This is a genomic window from Rhodoferax sp. BLA1 (assembly GCF_013416775.1).
In the GTDB taxonomy this organism is placed as follows: Bacteria; Pseudomonadota; Gammaproteobacteria; order Burkholderiales; family Burkholderiaceae_C; genus Rhodoferax.
The window spans coordinates 155,092-176,253 of the sequence record NZ_SZVI01000005.1; the positions used below are offsets into that span (position 1 = coordinate 155,092).

22 protein-coding genes are annotated in these 21,162 nt (G+C 60.2%); 13 read left to right on the forward strand and 9 right to left on the reverse strand.

Annotation, left to right across the window (positions count from 1 at the left end):
* Positions 1-306 precede the first annotated feature (306 nt).
* The 4 genes from FDG13_RS06385 (at position 307) to FDG13_RS06400 (ending at position 3,436) form a co-directional block, all read left to right on the forward strand.
* Entirely contained in the window at positions 307-1,593 is a 1,287-nt protein-coding gene (locus FDG13_RS06385) for an MFS transporter (RefSeq protein WP_180125970.1), read from the forward strand.
* A complete protein-coding gene (locus FDG13_RS06390; RefSeq protein ID WP_180125971.1) occupies positions 1,590-2,129 on the forward strand; it encodes a DUF3833 domain-containing protein in 540 nt (179 codons plus the stop codon). The genes FDG13_RS06385 and FDG13_RS06390 overlap by 4 nt, the downstream gene beginning before the upstream one ends.
* 72 nt (positions 2,130-2,201) lie before the next feature.
* Entirely contained in the window at positions 2,202-2,981 is a 780-nt protein-coding gene (locus FDG13_RS06395; protein WP_180125972.1) for an SDR family oxidoreductase, read from the forward strand.
* The gene (locus tag FDG13_RS06400) at positions 2,978-3,436 is read left to right on the forward strand and encodes a nuclear transport factor 2 family protein (protein WP_180125973.1); all 459 of its coding nucleotides are present in this window, start codon (positions 2,978-2,980) and stop codon (positions 3,434-3,436) included. The genes FDG13_RS06395 and FDG13_RS06400 overlap by 4 nt, the downstream gene beginning before the upstream one ends.
* A 46-nt stretch (positions 3,437-3,482) precedes the next feature.
* On the opposite strand, the gene FDG13_RS06405 is transcribed toward FDG13_RS06400, so the two are convergent.
* Complete coding sequence (locus FDG13_RS06405) at positions 3,483-4,097, reverse strand: glutathione S-transferase C-terminal domain-containing protein (RefSeq protein ID WP_180125974.1); 615 nt, start codon at positions 4,095-4,097, stop codon at positions 3,483-3,485.
* Between the two features lie 144 nt (positions 4,098-4,241).
* Here FDG13_RS06405 and purB point away from each other — a divergent pair, with 144 nt between their 5' ends.
* From purB to FDG13_RS06420, 3 genes are read left to right on the forward strand one after another with little or no spacing between them, the layout of a single operon-like run.
* Positions 4,242-5,621 (forward strand): adenylosuccinate lyase, encoded by a 1,380-nt coding sequence (gene purB, locus FDG13_RS06410; protein WP_180125975.1) that lies wholly within the window; start codon positions 4,242-4,244, stop codon positions 5,619-5,621.
* A gap of 11 nt (positions 5,622-5,632) precedes the next feature.
* Positions 5,633-6,193, forward strand: a complete 561-nt coding sequence (locus tag FDG13_RS06415; protein ID WP_180125976.1) for a YaeQ family protein — start codon at positions 5,633-5,635, stop codon at positions 6,191-6,193.
* Positions 6,194-6,249: 56 nt separating this feature from the next.
* Positions 6,250-7,059 carry an enoyl-CoA hydratase gene (locus FDG13_RS06420; RefSeq protein ID WP_180125977.1) on the forward strand — a complete coding sequence of 270 codons (810 nt, stop codon included), beginning with the start codon at positions 6,250-6,252 and terminating at the stop codon, positions 7,057-7,059.
* Here FDG13_RS06420 and FDG13_RS06425 read toward each other — a convergent pair.
* A complete protein-coding gene (locus FDG13_RS06425) occupies positions 7,004-7,462 on the reverse strand; it encodes a MaoC family dehydratase (RefSeq protein ID WP_180125978.1) in 459 nt (152 codons plus the stop codon). The genes FDG13_RS06420 and FDG13_RS06425 overlap by 56 nt on opposite strands.
* A gap of 307 nt (positions 7,463-7,769) precedes the next feature.
* On the opposite strand from FDG13_RS06425, the gene FDG13_RS06430 reads away from it, so the two are divergent.
* From FDG13_RS06430 to FDG13_RS06440, 3 genes are all read left to right on the forward strand, one after another.
* Positions 7,770-8,198 carry a pilin gene (locus FDG13_RS06430; protein WP_180125979.1) on the forward strand — a complete coding sequence of 143 codons (429 nt, stop codon included), beginning with the start codon at positions 7,770-7,772 and terminating at the stop codon, positions 8,196-8,198.
* 66 nt (positions 8,199-8,264) lie between these two features.
* Entirely contained in the window at positions 8,265-9,980 is a 1,716-nt protein-coding gene (locus tag FDG13_RS06435; protein ID WP_180125980.1) for a PglL family O-oligosaccharyltransferase, read from the forward strand.
* Between the two features lie 105 nt (positions 9,981-10,085).
* Positions 10,086-11,660 carry an O-antigen ligase family protein gene (locus FDG13_RS06440; protein ID WP_180125981.1) on the forward strand — a complete coding sequence of 525 codons (1,575 nt, stop codon included), beginning with the start codon at positions 10,086-10,088 and terminating at the stop codon, positions 11,658-11,660.
* 12 nt (positions 11,661-11,672) lie between these two features.
* Here FDG13_RS06440 and moaC read toward each other — a convergent pair whose 3' ends face one another.
* The gene (gene moaC / locus FDG13_RS06445) at positions 11,673-12,164 is read right to left on the reverse strand and encodes a cyclic pyranopterin monophosphate synthase MoaC (RefSeq protein WP_180125982.1); all 492 of its coding nucleotides are present in this window, start codon (positions 12,162-12,164) and stop codon (positions 11,673-11,675) included.
* Between the two features lie 138 nt (positions 12,165-12,302).
* Here moaC and FDG13_RS06450 point away from each other — a divergent pair, with 138 nt between their 5' ends.
* Positions 12,303-13,916, forward strand: a complete 1,614-nt coding sequence (locus FDG13_RS06450; protein ID WP_370528175.1) for a M48 family metalloprotease — start codon at positions 12,303-12,305, stop codon at positions 13,914-13,916.
* Here the strand turns inward: FDG13_RS06450 and FDG13_RS06455 are convergent.
* The 4 genes from FDG13_RS06455 to FDG13_RS06470 form a co-directional block, all read right to left on the reverse strand.
* On the reverse strand, positions 13,887-14,237 hold the full coding sequence (locus FDG13_RS06455; RefSeq protein ID WP_180125984.1) for a phage holin family protein: 351 nt from the start codon (positions 14,235-14,237) through the stop codon (positions 13,887-13,889). The two genes, FDG13_RS06450 and FDG13_RS06455, sit on opposite strands and share 30 nt — an antisense overlap.
* A 48-nt stretch (positions 14,238-14,285) precedes the next feature.
* Positions 14,286-15,005 carry a TerC family protein gene (locus FDG13_RS06460; RefSeq protein WP_180125985.1) on the reverse strand — a complete coding sequence of 240 codons (720 nt, stop codon included), beginning with the start codon at positions 15,003-15,005 and terminating at the stop codon, positions 14,286-14,288.
* Positions 15,006-15,188: 183 nt separating this feature from the next.
* Positions 15,189-15,935, reverse strand: coding sequence for a 3-oxoacyl-ACP reductase FabG (gene fabG / locus FDG13_RS06465; protein ID WP_180125986.1), 747 nt, complete (start codon positions 15,933-15,935; stop codon positions 15,189-15,191).
* An 83-nt stretch (positions 15,936-16,018) separates the two neighbouring features.
* On the reverse strand, positions 16,019-16,804 hold the full coding sequence (locus FDG13_RS06470; protein WP_180125987.1) for an exodeoxyribonuclease III: 786 nt from the start codon (positions 16,802-16,804) through the stop codon (positions 16,019-16,021).
* A 10-nt stretch (positions 16,805-16,814) separates the two neighbouring features.
* Here FDG13_RS06470 and pyrE point away from each other — a divergent pair, with 10 nt between their 5' ends.
* Positions 16,815-17,525, forward strand: coding sequence for an orotate phosphoribosyltransferase (gene pyrE, locus FDG13_RS06475; RefSeq protein WP_180125988.1), 711 nt, complete (start codon positions 16,815-16,817; stop codon positions 17,523-17,525).
* Positions 17,522-18,202, forward strand: coding sequence for a DUF4124 domain-containing protein (locus FDG13_RS06480; protein ID WP_180125989.1), 681 nt, complete (start codon positions 17,522-17,524; stop codon positions 18,200-18,202). The genes pyrE and FDG13_RS06480 overlap by 4 nt, the downstream gene beginning before the upstream one ends.
* Here the strand turns inward: FDG13_RS06480 and gatB are convergent.
* Positions 18,199-19,671, reverse strand: a complete 1,473-nt coding sequence (gene gatB / locus FDG13_RS06485; protein ID WP_180125990.1) for an Asp-tRNA(Asn)/Glu-tRNA(Gln) amidotransferase subunit GatB — start codon at positions 19,669-19,671, stop codon at positions 18,199-18,201. The genes FDG13_RS06480 and gatB overlap by 4 nt on opposite strands.
* A 9-nt stretch (positions 19,672-19,680) precedes the next feature.
* On the reverse strand, positions 19,681-21,153 hold the full coding sequence (gene gatA, locus FDG13_RS06490; RefSeq protein WP_180125991.1) for an Asp-tRNA(Asn)/Glu-tRNA(Gln) amidotransferase subunit GatA: 1,473 nt from the start codon (positions 21,151-21,153) through the stop codon (positions 19,681-19,683).
* Between the last annotated feature and the right edge of the window lie 9 nt (positions 21,154-21,162).

Genomic DNA, 21,162 nt, shown 5'->3' on the forward strand with positions numbered 1-21,162 from the left:
GCCGGTGTGGTCGGCGAAGCGGGGGCAGGCCGCAGGCCTCAGACGCGCTGCGCTTTGCGACATCGGCCCACGGCCTGCCCCCGCCTCGCCTGAGACAGTCTGGGCATCTCCACCTTTTGGCAATCCAGCTGTTAAGCGCTCGCGAACCCAAACGCTCACTGCAGTGGGTGGGGTATGGCGGGACACCGATGTCGCAAAGCGCAGCGCGTCTGAGGTGGCCCGCCGTACCCCGCCCGCTGCCACCCGAGACCCAAGAACTCAACGGTTCGGTCCCCTCCGCAACACGCACAAGCCGAGCCACAGACCATGAGCACCCCACTCACCTGGCAACAAGGCTGGCGCTACGGCCTGATGGGGCTGCCGCTGGCCTTTGTGGCGCTGCCGCTGTATGTGCTGCTGCCCAACCACTACGCCCGCAGTTTTGGTGTGCCGCTGGCCACGCTCGGTGCGGTGCTGGTGGCGGTGAGGCTGTTTGACACCCTGATCGACCCGCTGCTCGGGCGCTGGGCCGATGGCTTGCACCAGCACGATCACGCGGCACAAGCTGCGTCAGCCCGGGTGCTGCGCTGGGCGGCCCTGGCGGCCGTGCTGCTGTGCGGCGGGTTTGCCTTGCTGTTTTTCCCGCCCGCCGCGCTGCAGAGCAGCCCCAGCCAGCTGCTGCTGTGGCTCGGGGCCACGCTGCTGCTGACCACCACCGCGTTCAGTGCGCTGACCATCCTGCACCAGGCCTGGGGTGCTCGGCTGGGTGGGGATGCGCTCTACCGCAGTCGTGTGGTCGCCTGGCGCGAGGGGCTTGGGCTGCTGGGGGTGGTGATAGCATCCATTTCGCCGGTAGCCCTTGGTTTACCTGCCACAGTAGCTATCTTGTTGGTAGTGAGTGTGGGTGGCTGGCTGGCCTGGCGCAGCGGGCCCAGGCCGCAGGCCAGTGGTGTGCTGGTCTACCAACCTGCCGCTGGACGCTTGTGGCTGCCGTGGCGGCGTGACCGATTCAGGCAACTGATGGCCGTTTTTATGGTCAACGGCATTGCCAGCGCGATCCCCGCCACCCTGCTGCTGTTTTTTGTGCAGGACCGGCTGCAGGCGCCCGCCAGTGCCGAGCCGCTGTTTCTGGGCAGTTATTTTGTCTGCGCAGCGCTCAGCATCCCGCTCTGGCTCAAAGTGGTGGCTCGTCTGGGTCTGGTGCGCACCTGGGGGCTGGGCATGTTGCTGGCGATTGGCGTGTTTGCCTTTGCTGCAGGTCTGGGCGCGGGGGATGTGGCCGAATTTGTGGTCGTGTGCGCCCTTTCGGGCGTGGCGCTGGGCACGGACCTGGCCCTGCCTGCCGCCCTGCTCGCGGGGGTCATCCAGCGCAGTGGTGACCAGCAGCAGTTAGAGGGTGCCTACTTTGGCTGGTGGGCCTTTGCCACCAAGCTCAACCTGGCCCTGGCCGCCGGGCTGGCGCTGCCTGCGCTGGGCCTGCTGGGCTACAGCCCCGGGGCCACCGACCCTGAGGCCTTGCGCACACTGACCTTGGCCTACTGCGTGTTGCCCTGCCTGCTCAAAACGCTGGCCGCTGGCCTGCTCTACCTCCTCCTCATCCGAAAGAGACCATGAAACGACGATTGCTTTTATCTGCCAGCGCCGCCGCTGGCCTGGCCTTGAGTGGCTGCGCTTCCCAAGACATCGAGAGTTACGCCAGCCAGACCCCGGTGCTGGATCTGCGCAGCTACTTCAACGGCCAGCTCACCGCCTACGGTCTCTTCACCGACCGATCCGGTGCGGTGGTCAAACGCTTCACGGTGTTGATGGTGTGCAGCTGGACCGGCAACGAGGGTGTTCTCGACGAGTCTTTCAGCTACTCTGACGGCACAACACAAAAACGCATCTGGCGCCTGACCCAGCTGCCCGATGGCCGTTACACCGGCCGCGCCGACGATGTGGTGGGTGAGGCCAGCGGCCAGACGCGTGGCAATGCCTTCCACTGGACCTACACCCTGTCGCTGCCGGTGGACGGCACCGTCTACGAGGTGCAGTTTGACGACTGGATGTACTTGATGACCGACACCGTGATGCTCAACAAGGCCACGATGAGCAAGTTTGGTCTGCGCCTGGGCGAGGTCACGCTGGCGTTCACCAAACAGCCGGTTTAACACCTTACAAGCTAAATTGGCCTCTAGCCCTTTTAGAAAAAAGGCTGATAGCTATTCTTATAGAAGCAATTCATGTCCCTACTCAACCCCCTGAATCCGCCTCTGACCGACTGGCAAGGCAAAACCGTGTGGATTGTGGGCGCCAGCAGCGGCATTGGTGCGGCCACCGCGCGGGCCTTGCTGGCCCAGGGTGCGCGGGTGGTGGTGTCGGCGCGCAAGGCTCAGGCCTTGCAGGCGCTGGCGCAAGCCCACCCGCTGTGCCAGGCTTTGCCGCTGGACGCCACCGATCAGGCGGCGGTGCAACAGGCCGCCAGCAGTCTGCTGGCCCAGGGCCCGCTTGACGGTGTGATGTACTGCGCCGGCCATTACGAGCCGATGCGCGCCGACGCGCTGGACGCGGCCAACATGCAGCGCCATGTGGAGGTCAATTACCTGGGCGCCTTGTACCTGCTCGACGCTGTCTTGCCCGCCCTGCGTGCGCGTGGCCAGGGCCACATCAGCCTGGTGGGCAGTGTGGCGGGTTACGGTGGCTTGCCCAACAGCCTGGCCTATGGCCCGACCAAAGCGGCGCTGATCAACCTGGCCGAAGCGCTGTACCTGGACCTGCATCCATTGGGTCTTGGGGTGTCAATCATCAATCCGGGGTTTGTCGAGACACCACTGACCGCGCAGAACGACTTCAAGATGCCTGCGCTCTTGAGCCCCGACCAAGCGGCACAGGCGATTTTGTCGGGTTGGGCCAAGGGGCGGTTCGAGATCCACTTTCCCAAACGGTTCACACTGTGGCTCAAGCTGCTGCGCCTGCTGCCCTACCGCGTCTACTTCAACCTGGTTCAGAAAGTCACGCAATGAGCACCCACCCCCAAGCATCCGTAGACCATACGGCAGCCATCGAACGCATGGTGCAGTTTTTCGAAGCCGTGTCGCCACAGAACCTCAACCTCCTGGGTGAGTTTTACGACCCGCAGGCGCGCTTCAAAGACCCGTTCAACGAGGTGGTGGGCATCCCAGCCATCCAGCACATCTTTGCCCATATGTTTGTGCAGCTGGAGCAACCGCGTTTTGTGGTGACCCACCAGGTGCTGCAGTGCCAGCAGTGTTTTCTGACCTGGGAGTTCAGGTTTTGCTTCAAAGGTTTCAAAACCAGCCAGACCCAGACCATCTTGGGTGCAACCCATCTGGTGCTCAACGAGGCTGGGTTCATCACCCTACACCGCGACTACTGGGATGCTGCTGAGGAGTTGTACGAGAAATTGCCCGTGCTGGGTGGCCTGATGCGCTGGCTCAAACGCCGCGCCAGTTCATAAACAGTGCGTGCCTGCTCAGTAGGGGACCGGCGTTTAGCCGGTCAGTTCAAACCGGTTGGGTGTCGATGAAGCTGGGGCGCTGCGCCAGCTTGTCATACAGCTTGTGCAGGTTAGGATGCGCCTCGCGCCAGTTGATGTCGGCAAAGCGGAAGTCCAGATAACCCAGTGCCACCCCCACGGCAATGTCGGCCAGACCCGGGTGGGTGCCGGTGTAATAGGCCTTGTCGCCCAAGCCTTTGCTCATGGCTTGCAGGGCGGCGTCAATCTTGACCAGTTGCCGGTCAATCCAGGCCTGGCTGCGCTGCGCCTTGGTACGCCCGCCCCAGGTGGCTTCCAGCCGGGCCAGGATGGCGGCGTCCAGCAGGCCATCGGCCAGGGCCTCCCAGGTTTTGACTTCAGCGCGCTCACGGCCCACGGCTGGAATCAGCTTGCCTACCGGTGACAGGGTGTCAAAGTACTCGACGATCACACGCGAGTCAAAAATGACCTCACCGTTTTCCAGCACTAGGCACGGCACTTTGCCAAGCGGGTTGGACTGGGCTATCTCGGTATCAGCGCTCCACACGTCCTCCAACACGTAGTCATAGTCGAGTTTTTTCTCGGCCATGACGATGCGCACCTTACGAACGTAGGGGCTGGTATTGGATCCGACGAGTTTCATGGGCATGTGGCTGGTGATCTGTGATCGTGGTTGTTTGCCGCAATTTTATCTGGCGAGATGAATGTGAGCTGACGGGCAAGGACATTGCCCTGGCCACCGTGGGCGCCCAGACCCACAACGCAGTCGGCCCCTACAATCCCGCCCATGAGTACCCACGCCATCTCCGCCCTCTCACCGCTGGACGGCCGCTACGCCGCCAAACTTGCCAAATTGCGCCCCGCCATGAGCGAACTGGGCTACATGCACCGCCGGGTGCAGGTTGAAGTTGCCTGGTTCATCGCCTTGAGCGACTGCGGCTTTGCCGAGTTCAAGCCGCTGTCACCAGGTGCACGCACCTACTTGCTCAGTCTGGTGAAGAACTTCTCGGCCACCGACGGTCTGGCGATCAAGGACATCGAGAAAACCACCAACCACGACGTGAAGGCGGTCGAATACTGGATCAAGGCCAAGTTCGAGGCCCGCCCCGAACTGTTGGCTGCACAAGAGTTTGTGCACTTTGGCTGCACCAGCGAAGACATCAACAACACCAGCCACGCCTTGCAACTCAAAACCGGGCGTGACCAGGTGCTGCTGCCCGCGCTGGACGGCATCATCGACAAGTTACGCGAGATGGCGCACAGCTTTGCCGCCGTGCCCATGCTCAGCCGCACCCACGGCCAGACCGCCAGCCCGACCACCGTGGGCAAGGAAGTCGCCAACGTGGTGGTGCGCCTGGTGTCGGCACGCGACAAAATCGCCCGCGTCCAGCTGCTGGCCAAGATGAATGGCGCGGTGGGCAACTACAACGCCCACCTGTCGGCCTGGCCCGAGTTTGACTGGGAGGCCTTCAGCCGCAAGGTGATCGAAAGCCCGGAACCACTCGGCCTGGGCCTCACATTCCAACCCTATAGCATCCAGATCGAGCCCCATGACTACATGGCCGAGCTGTTTGATGCGATGGCACGTGCCAACACCATCCTGATCGACTGGTCACGTGACGTCTGGGGTTATGTCTCGCATGGCTACTTCAAGCAAAAACTCAAGAAGGGCGAGGTGGGATCCTCCACCATGCCACACAAGGTCAACCCAATTGATTTTGAAAACGCCGAGGGCAACCTGGGCCTGGCCAACGCGGTGTTGCGCCATCTGTCTGAAAAGCTGCCGATCAGCCGCTTCCAGCGCGACCTGACCGACAGCACCGTGCTGCGCAACATGGGTGTGGCACTCGGTTACACCGTGCTGGCCTACCAGTCGCTGGCCACCGGCCTGGGCAAGCTGGAGATCAACGAGGCGGCCATCGCTGCGGATCTGGATGCCTCGTGGGAAGTGCTGGCTGAGCCGATCCAGACCGTGATGCGCCGTTTTGGCCTGCCCGAGCCGTATGAACAGCTCAAGGAGTTCACACGTGGCGCCCCGATGACACGTGAGCTGATGCAAGGTTTCATCAGCAATCTGGCGATTCCTGAGTCTGAGAAAACCCGTTTGCTGACCATGACGCCGGGCAGCTACACCGGCAAAGCGGCCGACCTGGCCCGACGCGTGTAAGCAGCCCCCTGATGGCCACCAAATCCACCATTTTCAAAGCCAGCCTGCAGATTGCTGACATTGACCACAGTTATTACGCCGACCAGACCCTGACCCTGGCGCGCCACCCCAGCGAAACCGACGAACGCATGATGGTTCGCCTGTGTGCGCTGGCATTGCAGGCGCATCAGTTGCAAAGTGTTTGTGGGGGTGACGGCACGCTGGCCTTTGGCGCGGGTCTGAGTGACCCGGACGAACCCGATGTCTGGCTACGTGACTTCACCGGATTGACGCGCCTGTGGATTGAAGTCGGCCAGCCTGAGGACAAACCACTCTCCAAAGCCTGCAACAAGGCCGATGCGGTGGTGCTGTATGCCTTTGGCCAGGCCGCCGACATCTGGTGGAAAGGCATCGAGAGCAAACTCACCCGGCTCGACAAGCTGCAGGTCTGGCGCATCCCCAGCAGCACCGCCCAGGCTTTGGTGCCGCTGGCACAGCGCAGCATGGCGCTGCAAGCCACGATCCAGGAGGGTGTGTTGATGCTGGGTGACGGCCAACACAACGTCGACATCGAGCCCCTGCGCTGGAAATAGTGGCGTCAAGACCAGGTTCTTGATACAAAGGGGCACCTTCCACTGCTGCCCCTGCCATGACCACCTCTGACACCCCGCTTGTCTTTACCAGCCGCGATCCCCGTGGCCTGGTCACCCTGACACTGAACCGCCCGGACGCTTTCAACGCGCTGTCCGAGGCGCTGATGAACGCCCTGCAACACGAGTTGGATGTCCTGGCCACGGATGACAGCGTGTCTGTGGTGGTGATTGCCGCCGCCGGAAAGGCCTTTTGTGCCGGGCACGACCTGCGCGAAATGCGCGCCCAACCCTTACACAGTTACTACCAGGCGCTGTTCAAACAATGCGCCAGGCTGATGGTCAGCATCCAGAAGTTCCCGGTGCCGGTGATTGCACGCGTGCAGGGCATCGCCACGGCAGCGGGTTGCCAGCTGGTGGCGATGTGTGACCTGGCGGTGGCGGCCAGCAACGCGCGTTTTGCGGTCAGTGGTGTCAATCTGGGACTGTTCTGCAGCACACCCGGTGTGGCGCTGTCACGCAACCTGGGGCGCAAGGCCGCGTTCGAGATGCTGGTCACTGGCGAATTCATCAGCGCCCAGAAAGCCCTGGCAGAAGGCTTGGTCAACCGGGTGGCCGAGCCCGATCAGTTGGACCAAGAGCTGGCCCGCCTGGTCGATAACATCCTGGCCAAACCCCGCGCAGCGATCACACTTGGCAAAGGCCTGTTCTACCGCCAGCTGGAGAACGGCATCGAAGCCGCCTACCTGGACGCCGCCCAGACCATGGCCTGCAACATGATGGAGGACAGCGCCTTGGAGGGCGTGCAGGCTTTTATCGAGAAACGGCCGCCAAACTGGCAGCACGCCGCGCCGATGAGCCAATCTTGACCTGGGCCTGGCCATCGATCACCACCACCTCTTTGACGCGGCAGGTGGTTTGCAAGCTAACCCGGCCTTTGTCGCCGATCTCCAGCACAGTCACGGTGGCCTGCACGGTGTCTCCCGGGCGCACCGGCGCCAGAAACTTCAGGCTCTGCTCCAGATAAATCGTGCCAGGGCCAGGCAGACGGTTGGCCAGCACGGCCGAAATCAGGCTGGCTGACAACATGCCGTGGGCAATACGCCCCCTGAACGGTGTGCTGACGGCGTACTCCTCATTCAGATGCAAGGCGTTCACGTCGGTGGACACCGCTGAAAACAGCAGAATGTCGGCCTCGGTGATGGTTTTGGCCAATGTGGCGGTCATGCCCACATGCAGGTCTTCAATGTCATAACCGTTTTGTTCGTTCATGGTGGAGCGTCCTTGGATGGGGATTGGCTGATTGTCATGCCATGCCAATGGGTTGTGCGTCGTCCATCGACCCAGGTCATTGCGCCAACTGGTCCGATGATGGGTTCATACCCTGCTTAAGGTGACAAAAATTGTCAGGTGAAGCGCACAGAGTGACAAAAATGGCTTTGCGTTTTGAGGACTTTTTACGCGCATTTAGCTAAAAAGTCGCTTGGATGGCCACCTCAAGGCCAAGATAAGGTTTGGCACGGAAGCTGCTGCTTGAGCCGGGTTACCGTTTTTTATTCTTCACCTTAAGGAGTTAGTCATGAAGCGTTCTATGCAACAGGGTTTTACCCTGATCGAATTGATGATTGTGGTTGCAATCATCGGTATTTTGGCGGCTGTGGCGCTGCCAGCTTATCAAGATTACACAACCAAAGCCAAGGTCTCAGAAGTCATTTTGGCGGCATCTTCTGCTCGTACAACACTGTCTGAACAAGTTGCGGTCACCGGAGGATTTCCGAGTGGCGTGTCTGCTGTCGAAACTCAGTCCTCAACATATGTTGCAAGCGTTTCCTACGCGCAAGGATCTAACTCACAGACAGGCGTCGTAACCGCCACATCGAAAGGCCTGCCAACTGCAGCAGCAGGAGCGATCATCATGTCAGGTACCGCACAAGCTAACGGTCAAGTAACTTGGGTTTGCGGAGGAACCATTTTGGCCAAATATAGGCCCGCAAGTTGCAACCAATAAGTTCATAGGAATTTTTTCAATCGCCCCCTTTTTGGGGGCTTTTTCATTATGGAGCCACAAATATAAATGAAGTCAAATCAGTTTTCTTTGTTATCAGTTTTGGCTTCCATTTTGCTTTGCCTAGCGTGGCTCCTACCCAACCACTATTTGCCATGGTCTGCTTTTCATTCAGAAGCATGGGCAGCAACATGGTTTGCGCTGCTATCACTATTTTCTATTAATCTATCTAAGAACAAAGTTGATTGGCCTTTTCTCTCATTGGTAGGTTTTGTATCGACGGGTATCGTATGGCTCCAGTTTTCTGCTGGGTTATTGCCATTTGTGCAACAGGCTTGGATGTCTAGCGTCTATTTGATAGGTTTTGGCTTGGCAGTTGCAGTAGGCTATCGCTGGGAAAAATATCATTCTGAAGTTTTACTGAAGATACTTTTACTCACCTTTGCACTGGCATCGGTGCTATCAGTTTGGTTACAATGGAATACTTGGCTCCAACTGCTGGATGATGGGATCACAGATATCTGGTCCATGGGTTTATCAAGCAATCGGCCATATGCCAACGTGGGGCAGCCTAATAACTTGGCAACTTTATTACTCTGGGGACTTCTGGCTTGCCTGTGGGCGGTGAACGCGCGGTACATCCGTGGTTCTGTCGCTGTGCTTATTGCTGCTTTTTTACTTACCGGGTTAGCGTTGACACAGTCCCGGTCAGGACTATTGGGCGCAACGGCCTTGGTAACGGCTGTTTGGTGGTGGCGACACTTGTGGGTGACAAGTCGCTTACCTTATGTCGTGAGCTTACTCTACGGTTATTTGTGGTGCTTGCCCTCTGCACTTCAGTTGCTTTACAAGAGTTTAGGATTAGGCGGCGAAGACGGCTTCCTGCGTCTTGCTCAGCAAGGTGAGCTTAGGTTCAGCGCATGGAGCCTTTTTGCGCATGCTGCGTTTGAACGACCCTGGTTTGGATATGGTTTTACCGAAGTCGAAAGGGCACAGTTGGACGTCGCTGACAAGTTTGCCAGTTTGACCGGCATCTTTGGCCACACCCACAACCTATTTCTAGATTTAGTGATTAGATTTGGAATTCCAATTGGCATACTGCTCTCTGGCTTGCTAGCTTGTTGGTTAGTTCGTGCATTCTTGAATGTCAAAAATGCAACAACTGCAATAATGGTTATGCTTGTTGGTGTGGCAAGCATTCACGCCATGTTCGAATATCCATTGAACTACGCTTACTTCTTGTTACCCACCGGGGTATTGATAGGTTCGATCAGTGTCTATCTTCCGAACTCGCAAATATTATCCAGTTCTCGCTGGTTATTTTTGGTTTTTTCATTGAGCGCTTCAATTCTACTTGGTGTAATCATTAGCGATTATTTTAAGGTTGAGGAAAGCTATTACAATTGGCGATTTAAAAATGCAGGTATTGGTCTTGAAAAAATACCTAAAGATTTCGTTCCAAATGTGCTTGTTTTGAATTATTTTCAGGAATGGATTAAGCTAAGTCAGCTGGATTTCGATCAAACACTTTCAGCAGATGACCTAAATCGGCTGCGTAAAGTTGTCGGGATTAAACCAACAGCCGATGGGCTGTATATGCTGGCAGTGGCGCTTGCACGCAATAAACAACAAGATGAAGCATCCACTATTTTGTCAAAAATCTGCAAAATAACAGATCAGACAAAATGCGACATCTTAAAGAAAGCTTGGGCAGCAGAAACCAGGAACAAAAAGTATGAAATTACACTTAAATGGCCACCGGAGTCCAATTTTCAAACAAATTAGTATTTGTATATTTTATACAACACCAATCACGAATTCGTTACCCACCAAATCACACCCGGTTCTCGGTCAGAGTAGCTAAATCCTGATCACAAGTTGTGATTTTGTATGCCCACCGCCGCCTTCCTCTTCATCCTCCTCCCCTGGCTGAACCCGTTTTCCCCTGGCCCGACGGCGCAGGTGGGGCCCTTGTTGTTTGCCTGGGCCTGCGCGGCCGGGGTGCTGCTGGCGCTGGCATTCGACAGGCAGCGGGGTGAGAACCAGCAGATGGTGAAAGCCGTGGTGTTGGCCTGGGCCTTGGCGGCGGTGGTGAGCGCTGTGCTGGGCCTGTTGCAGTACTTTGGCCAGACAGCTGTGTTTGGCATCTGGGTCAACCACACCGAGCTGGGCCAGGCGTTTGGCAACCTGCGCCAGCGCAACCAATTTGCCACGCTGCTCAGCATTGGGCTGGTGGCGCTGTTGTGGCTGGTGGCCCGCTCGGCGTCTTACACCGCCACGGCGGCGCCGGTGGGGGTGCTGCGGCTGCGGCCGAGCCAGCCGCGCTCGGTTTGGCCGTCGGCACGGCTGACGCTGGTGCTGGTCGCTGGGGTCTTGTTGGGTGCGGGCAATGCCGCCTCGGCGTCACGCACCGGGCTGTTGCAGCTGGTGCTGATTCTGCTGCTGAGCCTGTGGTGGCAGCGCAAGGTACCCAGGCCCCAGGCGCGACGGGTGTTCACGGTGCTGCTGGCGGCACTGATCGCCTACGCGGCGGCGAGTGTGGCCCTGCCGTGGTTGGCCGGGCTGGACCCGTTAAGCAGCGGCGCCTGGGCGCGTCTGCGGGCGGGGGATGCGGCTTGCGCCAGCCGACTCACGCTGTGGGGCAATGTGCTGCATCTGATCTCTCTCAGGCCGTGGACGGGTTGGGGCTGGGGTGAGCTGGACTACGCCCACTTCATCACGCTCTACCCAGGCACCCGGTTTTGTGACATTCTGGACAACGCTCACAACCTGCCGCTGCACCTGGCGGTGGAGCTAGGCCTGCCCATGGCGCTGGCGCTGTGTGGCCTGGCCCTGTGGCTGCTGTGGCTTGGCCAGCCCTGGCGCGAACGCCACCCGACACGCCAGTTGGCCTGGGGTGTGCTGGCGGTGATTGCGTTACACAGCCTGCTGGAGTACCCGCTGTGGTACGGGCCGTTTCAGATGGCTGCGGCCTTGAGTGTGTGGCTGTTGTGGTGGGTGCCGCCCCATGGTGGGCTGGCCTGCGCTTACAAGCGTTTTTGTGCTCCAACCCTTTATCTATACGGGCTATTTGCTATTGTTTTGGTGGCGTATTGCAGTTTTGCCTATTGGAACTATTTCTTGGCCAGCCAGATGTATCTGGACCAGGACCACCGCGCCAGCGCTTACCGCGAACACACGCTGGACAAAGTCCGTGGTGTCTGGCTGTACCAGGACCCGGTGCGTTTTGCTGAACTGACCATCACCACGCTGACCCCCGCCAATGCGGCTGCGATCAACACACTGGCGAAAAACATGCTGCATTTTTCACCCGAGGCCCGCGTGGTGGAGCTTCTGCTCAACAGCGCCTTGCTGCTGGGCCGCAACCATGAAGTGGCTTTTTACGCTGCGCGTTACCGGGCGGCGTTTCCCAAGGACTATGCGGTGTGGGCTGCCAAACATGGTGCGGCAGTGTCCGCGCTGTGAGCAAACCGGTGTCTACCCACCCGCCACAAAACTGCCCGACTTGCCACCGTGTTTTTCCAGCAGCTGGCAGCCGGTGATGAGCATGCCGCGGTCCACCGCCTTGCACATGTCGTAAATGGTGAGCAGCGCCACCTGCAGCGCGGTCAGGGCTTCCATCTCAACGCCGGTGGGGCCCACGGTTTCGGCGGTCACGGTGCAGAAAACGGCGCCAGACCTTGTTGAATCAGCCTGAATCACTTCAAATTCGATAGCTACCCGGGTCAGCGCCAGCGGGTGACACAGCGGGATGAGTTCGCTGGTTTTTTTGGCCGCCATGATGCCCGCCACACGGGCGATGCCCAGCACATCGCCTTTTTTAGCACTGCCGCCGGTGATCAGCGCCAGCGTGTCTGGCCGCATCTCGATGCGGCCAGCGGCCACCGCCACACGGTGGGTGGCGACCTTGCTGGCCACATCGACCATGTGGGCCTGACCTTGTGCGTCAAAATGGGTGAGAGTGCTCATGACAAACCGTTTCAATAAGGGGGACTGGGCAGTCCGGTGGGACCGAACCTTTACACGCGGCTGGCATCATACGGGCTGACGCGCACCACAGGCGCTAACCATGGACCTTCTCGGGACGGCATGCCACGCAAGAAAATTATGAATAATCGGCCTCTAGCCTTTATCAATAAAGGGCATATAGCTATTGTTTTGGCAGTATCGTGTGCCTGGCTGCCCAGCAACCTGACGGCTCAGACACCTGTACCCAGCAGCATCGACAGTGCCTCGGCAGGCTTGCCGCAACTCGGTGACGGCAGCGCCCTGGCCAGCGCCGAAGAGCGCCGTCTGGGTGACCGCATTGCAGCCGAGCTGTTTCGTGACCCCGACTACCTGGACGACCCGGTGTTGGCCGACTATGTGCAGGGCATCTGGCAGCCGCTGCTGGCCGCCGCCCGCCTGCGTGGCGAACTGACACCCGAGCTGGATGAGCGTTTTGCCTGGCACATCATGCTGGGGCGCGACCGCACGGTCAACGCCTTTGCCCTGCCCGGTGGTTACCTGGGGGTGAATCTGGGGCTGCTGGCGGTGGTGAGCAGCCGCGACGAGCTGGCCTCGGTGCTGGGCCACGAGCTCAGCCACGTCACCCAGCGGCATATCTCGCGCCTGATTGCCAAAGACAGCGCACAAACCCCCTGGCTGATCGGCGCCATGATCCTGGGCGCACTGGCCGCCAGCAAAAGCGCCGACGCGGGCAGTGCGCTGATGGTAGGCGGGCAGGCCGTGGCGGCGCAAAACCAGCTCAATTTTTCACGCGACATGGAGCGGGAGGCCGACCGTGTCGGTTTTGGGGTGATGACCCAGGCCGGTTTTGACGCGCAAGGGTTTGTCACCATGTTTGACAAACTGCAGCAGGCAGCACGCCTCAACGACAGCGGCAACTACCCCTACCTGCGCAGCCACCCGCTGACCACCGAGCGCATCGCCGACATGCAGTCGCGCCTGCCGCTGGGTGCACCGCATGCGGTGGCTGCGGCGCCCACCCTGCTGCACGCCATGATGAGCACCCGCGCCAAGGTTTTGTCCAACCCCGGTGTGGATGCCTTGCGCAGCTGGCTGGCACAAGCCGATGATGCGGGCTCACGCGTGTTCCCTGTGGCACAACAGGCCGGCACGGTGTATGGCGCTGCCCTGGCCGCCAGCCTGTTGCGTGAACCGGTGCAATCGCGACGTTATTTGGCCCGGCTGCAAACACTGACCGCTGTGGATGTGCAAGCGACAGCGCCGGTGCGCTGGTTGGGTGCTGAGATCGACCTGAGCGCACGTGACCTGACGCCAGCACAACTGGCGAGCCTGGCGACCAGCCTGGGCTTGACCCAGGGCACCAGCTTGCCGCTGGCCCAGATGCGCCGCCCGCTGCTGATCTTGCAGGCGCAATTGGCCTTGCAGCTCAAACAGGCTGACATCTTGGGTCAAAGCATCCAGAACCTGCAAACCTGGCTCAGCAGCCAGCCGCAGGACGCCTTGGTCTGGCAGACGCTGGCGGGTTTGTATGGGGCGCAGAACCAGGGTTTGCGCGCCCTGCGCGCCGAGGCTGAGGCGCAAGCTGCGCGGCTGGACTACACCGGCGCCATGGACCGGCTGCGCGCCGCACAAGACCTGATGCGCAGCAACGAGGCACTGGGGCGGGCGGCCGACCACATCGACGCGTCCATCATCGACACACGCCAACGCCAGATCGCGGACTTACTTAAACAACAGGCGCTCAAACACTGAGTCGATCACCATACCGAGCACGGAGTAAATCAGCGAGCCCAGCAGCGCCGCACCAAAGCCTTGCACGTGAAAGCCCTCCAGCACACCCGAGGCAGCCCAGAACATCAGGGCATTGATGACAAACAGGAACAGCCCGAGCGTGATCAGGGTCACAGGCAAGGTAAGCAGCACCAGCACCGGGCGCAACACCATATTGAACAGCCCGATCACCAGCGCAGCTTTCATGGCCGCACCAAAGCTGCCAACCACCACGCCGGGATAAAGATAGGCCACACACAGCAGGGCGGCGGCGCTGAGCAACCATTTGAGGAGTAGTTTCATGGGGGACAGCTTAACCCCAAAACCCGGCCTGACCCGGCCGAAAGGGGTTTAACCCACCAGCTGCTGGCTGACCTGGGCGCCGCGCTTTTTCCACCAACCGGACACCAGGACACCCACCACCACCAGCACATACACCACCCAGCGTGCCGCTGTCTGCAAGGGGGCGGCCGCAACGTCACCGTGAAAAGGACCAAACACGTCCTTGAGCACCGGCTCACTCACGATCATTTTGGCGGCGGTCAAGGCCAGCACCGCACCACCCAGCTGGACAATCAGCGGAAACCGCTGCACCAGCCTGAGCACCAGCGAACTGCCAAACAACACCATCGGCACACTGAGCAGCAGGCCAATGACCACCAGCTCCAAGGCGCCGTGCGCCGCACCCACTACCCCGAGCACGTTGTCGACACCCATCAGCGCGTCGGCCACGATGATGGTTTTCATGGCGGCCCAGAAGGTGTTGGCCACCGGGTCGGCCGAGGCCTCGTCGGTATCGTCGGCCAGCAGCTGGTAGGCCACCCAGATCAGACCAAGCCCGCCCAGCAACAGCAGCCCCGGGATATGCAGCAACCAGACCGTACCAAATGCCAGCATCGCGCGCACCGCAATCGCGCCAACGGTGCCAGAGACCACCGCCAGGTTTTGCAGATGGGGGGGCAAATTGCGCGCTGCGAGCGCAATCACGATCGCGTTGTCTCCGGCCAGCACCAGATCAATCAGCACAATGGCCAGCAGGGCCCACCACCAGGTGGCAGAAAACAGTTCCATAGGTGTTAGGTCAGTTCAAAACCGCCATCTTGCACCTTGCCACGTGAAACGCCTTGCACCACGTCAACACTTGCGCAAAATGGCATCCAGAAAACACACAGCTCTGGGCCAGGTGGCATTCGGCCAGGGTTGACGGGGGTGTGCACACGACACTGACGCTGGCTGTGGCACCGCCGAGGTCTGTTACAGCGAGATGCCGCCCGAGACTTCGATCACTTCGCCATTGATGTAGCTGGCTTCGTCACTGGCCAGGAAAGCGTAGACATTGGCGATTTCTTCAGGTTTGCCCAGGCGGCGCGAGGCCACCTTCTCGGCCATCTTGGCCAGCACTTCAGCGGGCATGGCGGCCACCATCGGGGTGGTGATGAAGCCAGGCGCCACCGCATTGATGCGCACACCCTTGGGGCCGAGCTCGCGGCTCCAGGTCTTGGTGAAACCGATCACGCCAAATTTGGTGGCGGCGTAGTTGGTCTGGCCAAAGTTGCCATACAGGCCCACCACCGAGCTGGCGTTCAGAATCACGCCGCTGCCCTGAGCCACCATGCCGTCGGCCACCGCCTGGGTGCAATGGAAGACACCCTTCAGGTTCACGTCGATCACCTTGTCAAACTGCGCTTCGGTCATTTTTTGCAGGCGCGCGTCCTGGGTGATGCCCGCGTTGTTGACCAGCACATCGATGCGGCCAAACTTGGCCTTGACCTGAGCCACCACCTCATCCACCACGGGGCGCTGGGTCACATCCATGACAAAACCTTCGGCGGTGGCGCCCAAGGCGCGGCATTGAGCGACAGCCTCGTCCACCGCCTCTTGTTTGACGTCACAAACAATCACGATGGCGCCTTCCTGGGCGAACTTGATGGCGGTGGCCAGGCCAATGCCCTGCGCAGCGCCAGTGATGATGGAAACCTTGTTGCTGAGACGTGCTGTCATGATGATCCCCGGTGGTTGGTGAGTAAAAGCCCCAAAGATTCTAGGGCCCGGAGATTGCACCAAGTTGACAGCGATAACACGCTTTAAAAGTCGTAATCCACAGTAATTGGCGCGTGATCCGAGAATTTCTCAGCCTTGTAGATCGCCACCGCATGGGCACAGGCGGCCAGTTGCGGTGTCGCCAGATGGTAGTCCAGCCGCCACCCCACATTTTTGGCATAAGCCTGGCCGCGGTTGCTCCACCAGGTGTAGGCCTCGTCGGTGGTCGTGGGGTGCAACTGCCGATAGACGTCCACCAGGCCACCTTCGCTGAGCAGCTTGGTCATCCAGGCCCGCTCTTCAGGCAAAAAGCCGGAGTTCTTCTGGTTGCTCTTCCAGTTTTTGAGGTCAATCTCTTTGTGGGCGATGTTGACATCACTACAGACAATGAATTCACGCTGCGCCTTGAGCTGTTGCAGGTGCGGGTAGATCAGGTCCAGAAATCGGTACTTGGCCAACTGGCGTTCCTCACCCGACGAACCACTGGGAAAGTAACAACTGATGATGGAGCGCCGGGCCGTGGGTGTGTCAAAACGCAGCTCCAGGTAGCGCCCTTCGGTATCAAACTCGGCGCCATCAAACCCGGCGATGACCTCACTGGGTTCCTGGCGGCTGTAGATGCCCACGCCTGAGTACCCTTTTTTGTCGGCCAGATGGAAGTAGCCCGGCAAACCCGCCAGGTGTTCAAACCGGTCGGCCAGGTCGGGGGCCTGCGCCTTGACCTCTTGTACACAAATACAATCAGGCGCGGTTTTGTCGATCCATGCCTCCAAGCCCTTGCTGGTGGCGGAGCGAATACCATTGAGGTTCAGGCTGGTCAATTTGAACAAGGAATTCCCCATGTCAGAGTGTGTCGAAATCGAAAGCTGTACCAGCCCGGGCCAGGACAGTCTGGCACAAGACTTTGTGCAGTTTGCGGTGGCCAGCGGCGTGCTGCGCTTTGGTGAATTCAAAACCAAAGCCGGCCGCTTGAGCCCCTACTTCTTCAATGCCGGCCTGTTCGACGACGGTGCCAAGCTGGGCAAATTGGCGCAATTCTATGCGCAGCGCCTATTGGGCAGCGGCATCGAATTCGACATGATTTTTGGCCCCGCCTACAAGGGCATTCCGCTGGGTGCGGTGCTGGCCGTGGAGCTGGCGCGCTTGGGCCGCAACGTGCCTTTTGCCTACAACCGCAAGGAAGCCAAGGACCACGGCGAAGGTGGCTCACTGGTGGGTGCGCCACTGCAGGGCCGGGTGCTGATCGTCGACGACGTCATGTCTGCGGGTACGGCCGTGCGCGAGTCCATCGCGCTGATCCAGCAGGCGGGCGCCACCGCCCATGCGGTGGTGATCGCGCTGGACCGCCAGGAAAAAGCCACGGAAAACGGCCAGGACGTCGAACACAGCGCGGTGCAATATGTGCAGAACCAGCTCGGTCTGCAAGTCTGCTCAGTGGCAAAACTCAACGATTTGCTGCAGTACCTGCAACACCACCGTGTGCCCGGGCTAGCCGATGCCCACGAACGGGTGGCTGCCTACCGCGCACGCTACGGGGCCGATGGCGCATGACCCACGCACCCGGCTGGTGGCAGCGCGGTGGCAGCCTAGCCGGTGGCCTGGTTCTGGGCTGGTTGGCAGCGCTGGGCCACGGGGCGGTACAGGCGCAGCTACCCACACCTGAGATCTATACCTGCCTGGATGCCCGGGGGCGCAAGCTGACCTCGGACCGCCCGATTGCAGAGTGCCGCGACCGCGAGCAAAAAATCCTCAACCCGAGTGGCACCGTCAAAACCCGGGTTGGCCCGACCTTGACCGCCAAGGAGTACGCCGAACAGGAAGCCAAAGAGAAGGCCGAACAAGCGCAACGCGCTTTGCTGGAAGAAGAAAAACGCCGCGACCGCGCCCTGCTGGTCCGTTACCCAACCCAAAGCGCCCACCAGCAGGAGCGGGCCAACGCGCTGGACCACATCAACCGCGTCAAACAAACCGCGCAGGTCCAGGTCACCGACCTGCAGGCCCAAAAGACCAAGCTGTTGGATGAGATGGCCTTTTATGCCAAAGACCCCAGCCGAGCGCCGCTGCGGCTCAAACGCCAGATCGATGAGGTCAACCAGACCCTGGCTGCGCAGGGGCGTTTTCTGGCCGACAAGGATGCCGAGATCACGCGGGTCAACGCCCGCTTTGATGCCGAACAGCAGCGCCTGATGCCGCTGTGGCAACTGGCCACAGCGCCCAAACCCGACTAAGCGGCGAGTTTTTTCTTCAGCAGCTCGTTGACCAGCTGCGGATTGGCCTTGCCTTGGCTCGCTTTCATGATCTGGCCCACCAGCGCGTTGAGCGCCTTGGCATTGCCCGCGCGGAACTCGTCCACGTTTTTCGGGTTGGCGGCGAGCACGGTGTCCACAATCTTCTCCAGCGCACCAGTGTCGTTGCTTTGTTTGAGGCCTTTGGCCTCAATCACCGCATCCACCTCGGTGTGTGGGTCGACCCACAGCACATCCATCACCTGTTTGGCCGCATTGTTGGAAATGGTGCCATCCTGAATTCGCGTCACGAGTTGCCCCAGCTGCGCGGGTGTAACCGGGCAGGCGCTGATGTCAGATTCAGCGGCATTCAGACGCCGCGAGATCTCACCCATGATCCAGTTGCCGACCAGCTTGGGCTGGCCGCAAGCAGCAGTAGCCGCTTCAAAATAGCTAGCAACCTCTCTGCTCTGGGTCAGGGCTGTGGCATCGTAATCCGATAAACCGTGGTCTTTGACAAAACGTGCCGCCATCACACGTGGCAACTCGGTCATGCCGACGCGAACACGCTCCACCCACTCGGGGGCAATCACCAGCGGTGGCAAATCCGGGTCGGGGAAATAGCGGTAGTCGGCAGCGTCTTCCTTGCTGCGCATGGCGCGGGTTTCACCAGTGTCAGGGTTAAACAACACGGTAGCCTGCTGGATGGCACGGCCATCCTCAATTTCGTCGATCTGCCAGCGGATCTCGTAGTCGATCGCCTGTTGCATGAACTTGAAGCTGTTGAGGTTCTTGATCTCGCGCCGGGTGCCCAGCGGTTCACCGGGCTTGCGCACCGACACATTGGCGTCACAGCGAAAACTGCCTTCTTGCATGTTGCCGTCGCAGATGCCAATCCAGGTGACGATCTTGTGCAGCTCCTTGGCGTAGGCGACCGCCTCAGCTGTGGAGCGCATGTCGGGCTCGGTGACGATCTCCAGCAGCGGTGTGCCGGCGCGGTTCAGGTCAATGCCGGTCTGGCCAATGAAGTCCTCGTGCAAGGACTTGCCCGCGTCTTCTTCGAGATGGGCGCGCACCAGGCGCACCGATTTCTTCTCGTCACCCAAATAAAACTCGACCAAGCCGCCCTGAACCACCGGGATCTCGAACTGGCTGATCTGGTAACCCTTGGGCAGGTCGGGGTAGAAGTAGTTCTTGCGGGCAAAAATGCTGCGTGGTGCAATGTGCGAGCCCAGCGCCAGGCCAAGCTCAATAGCCCGCTCGACCGCGCCTTTGTTCATCACCGGCAACGTGCCTGGCAGGGCTAGATCCACCGCACAGGCTTGGGTGTTGGGTTCAGCGCCAAAGGCCGTGGCCGCGCGGCTGAAGATTTTGGACCTGGTGGACAGCTGGGCGTGGGTCTCGAAACCAATCACAACCTCATAACCCCTTACCAGCAGGGACTTTTGCGCTACATATTTTGTATCAGTCATGGTTTTTTCTCAGATGCCTTGCGGGCGGCGGATATGCCAGTCGGTGGCCTGCTGGAAGCGGTGTGCCACATTGAGCAGGCGTGATTCGCTCAGGTGGTTGCCAATCAGCTGCAAACCAACAGGCAGGTTGCCTGCGCCAAAACCGACCGGCAGGCTCATGCCGGGCAAACCCGCCAGCGAGGCTGGCAAGGTGAAGATGTCGGCCAGGTAGTCGGCCAGCGGATCGTTGCCGTGGCCACCCAGTGCCCAAGCCACCGTCGGTGCCACCGGCCCGGCGATCACGTCGCACTGCTGGAAGGCCTGCTGGAAATCGTCGGCAATCATGCGGCGGATCTTCTGCGCCTGCAGGTAATAGGCGTCGTAATAACCGTGACTCAGCACATAGGTACCGATCATGATGCGGCGTTTGACCTCGTCACCAAACCCTTCGGCGCGGGTCTGTTCGTACATGTCGTTGAGGTCTTTGAAGTCTTTGGCGCGGTGGCCAAACTTCACCCCGTCAAAACGGCTCAGGTTGCTCGACGCCTCGGCCGGCGCAATGATGTAGTAGACCGGAATCGACAGCTCGGTGCGCGGCAGCGAAATCGGCACCAGCCGGGCGCCCAGCGCCTCGTATTCTTTCAGCGCGGCGTCCACTGCAGCACGCACATCCGGTGCCAGGCCTTCACCAAAAAACTCGGCGGGTACACCAATGCGCAGGCCCTTGATCGGCTCCGCCAGCGTGCGGGTGAAATCCTCGGCAGGCACATCCAGCGAGGTCGAATCCCGCTCCGGGTCCGGCCCGCACATGCTCGAGAGCACCAGGGCACAGTCCTGCGCGCTGCGCGCCAACACACCGGCCTGATCCAGGCTGGAGGCAAAAGCCACCATGCCGTAACGCGAGGCGCGGCCATACGTTGGCTTGATGCCGGTGATGCCACAAAACGAAGCGGGCTGGCGGATCGAGCCGCCGGTGTCAGTGCCGGTGGCGGCTGGCGCCAAGCGCGCAGCGACCGCTGCGGCGCTGCCACCGGAGGAGCCGCCCGGCGTGCGGGTGATGTCCCAGGGGTTTTTCACCGGGCCAAAGGCCGAGTTTTCGTTGGCCGAGCCCATGGCAAACTCGTCGCAGTTGAGCTTGCCCAGAGTGACAACACCGGTGTCGGCCAGCCGTGACACCACCGTGGCGTCAAACGGTGAGTGGTAACCGTCCAGCATGCGCGAGCCCGCCGTGGTGGCGAAATCACGGGTGACAAAAATGTCCTTGTGCGCCATCGGCACACCTTCGAGGACACCTGCCGTCCCAGCGGCCAGCCGTTCATCAGCAGTGCGGGCTTGGCGCAGTGTGACATCGCTGTTGGTGTCCAGAAAAGCACCCAGATCGGCGTGTGACTGTGCACGCGCCAGGAAATGCTGCGCGGTTTCGACCGCAGAGACCTTGCGGTCACGCAGCGCGCTGGCCAGTTCGGCCACGGTCAGATCGTGAAGATCGGTAGATTGCGTCATGATAAAAAT

Bases quoted from the DNA above. Each gene is read 5' to 3' on its own strand.
- FDG13_RS06385 (WP_180125970.1), top strand. From the start codon at position 307: ATGAGCACCCCACTCACCTGGCAACAAGGCTGGCGCTACGGCCTGATG.
- FDG13_RS06390 (WP_180125971.1), top strand. From the start codon at position 1,590: ATGAAACGACGATTGCTTTTATCTGCCAGCGCCGCCGCTGGCCTGGCC.
- FDG13_RS06395 (WP_180125972.1), top strand. From the start codon at position 2,202: ATGTCCCTACTCAACCCCCTGAATCCGCCTCTGACCGACTGGCAAGGC.
- FDG13_RS06400 (WP_180125973.1), top strand. From the start codon at position 2,978: ATGAGCACCCACCCCCAAGCATCCGTAGACCATACGGCAGCCATCGAA.
- FDG13_RS06405 (WP_180125974.1), bottom strand. From the start codon at position 4,097: ATGAAACTCGTCGGATCCAATACCAGCCCCTACGTTCGTAAGGTGCGC.
- purB (WP_180125975.1), top strand. From the start codon at position 4,242: ATGAGTACCCACGCCATCTCCGCCCTCTCACCGCTGGACGGCCGCTAC.
- FDG13_RS06415 (WP_180125976.1), top strand. From the start codon at position 5,633: ATGGCCACCAAATCCACCATTTTCAAAGCCAGCCTGCAGATTGCTGAC.
- FDG13_RS06420 (WP_180125977.1), top strand. From the start codon at position 6,250: ATGACCACCTCTGACACCCCGCTTGTCTTTACCAGCCGCGATCCCCGT.
- FDG13_RS06425 (WP_180125978.1), bottom strand. From the start codon at position 7,462: ATGAACGAACAAAACGGTTATGACATTGAAGACCTGCATGTGGGCATG.
- FDG13_RS06430 (WP_180125979.1), top strand. From the start codon at position 7,770: ATGAAGCGTTCTATGCAACAGGGTTTTACCCTGATCGAATTGATGATT.
- FDG13_RS06435 (WP_180125980.1), top strand. From the start codon at position 8,265: ATGAAGTCAAATCAGTTTTCTTTGTTATCAGTTTTGGCTTCCATTTTG.
- FDG13_RS06440 (WP_180125981.1), top strand. From the start codon at position 10,086: ATGCCCACCGCCGCCTTCCTCTTCATCCTCCTCCCCTGGCTGAACCCG.
- moaC (WP_180125982.1), bottom strand. From the start codon at position 12,164: ATGAGCACTCTCACCCATTTTGACGCACAAGGTCAGGCCCACATGGTC.
- FDG13_RS06450 (WP_370528175.1), top strand. From the start codon at position 12,303: ATGAATAATCGGCCTCTAGCCTTTATCAATAAAGGGCATATAGCTATT.
- FDG13_RS06455 (WP_180125984.1), bottom strand. From the start codon at position 14,237: ATGAAACTACTCCTCAAATGGTTGCTCAGCGCCGCCGCCCTGCTGTGT.
- FDG13_RS06460 (WP_180125985.1), bottom strand. From the start codon at position 15,005: ATGGAACTGTTTTCTGCCACCTGGTGGTGGGCCCTGCTGGCCATTGTG.
- fabG (WP_180125986.1), bottom strand. From the start codon at position 15,935: ATGACAGCACGTCTCAGCAACAAGGTTTCCATCATCACTGGCGCTGCG.
- pyrE (WP_180125988.1), top strand. From the start codon at position 16,815: ATGTCAGAGTGTGTCGAAATCGAAAGCTGTACCAGCCCGGGCCAGGAC.
- FDG13_RS06480 (WP_180125989.1), top strand. From the start codon at position 17,522: ATGACCCACGCACCCGGCTGGTGGCAGCGCGGTGGCAGCCTAGCCGGT.
- gatB (WP_180125990.1), bottom strand. From the start codon at position 19,671: ATGACTGATACAAAATATGTAGCGCAAAAGTCCCTGCTGGTAAGGGGT.
- gatA (WP_180125991.1), bottom strand. From the start codon at position 21,153: ATGACGCAATCTACCGATCTTCACGATCTGACCGTGGCCGAACTGGCC.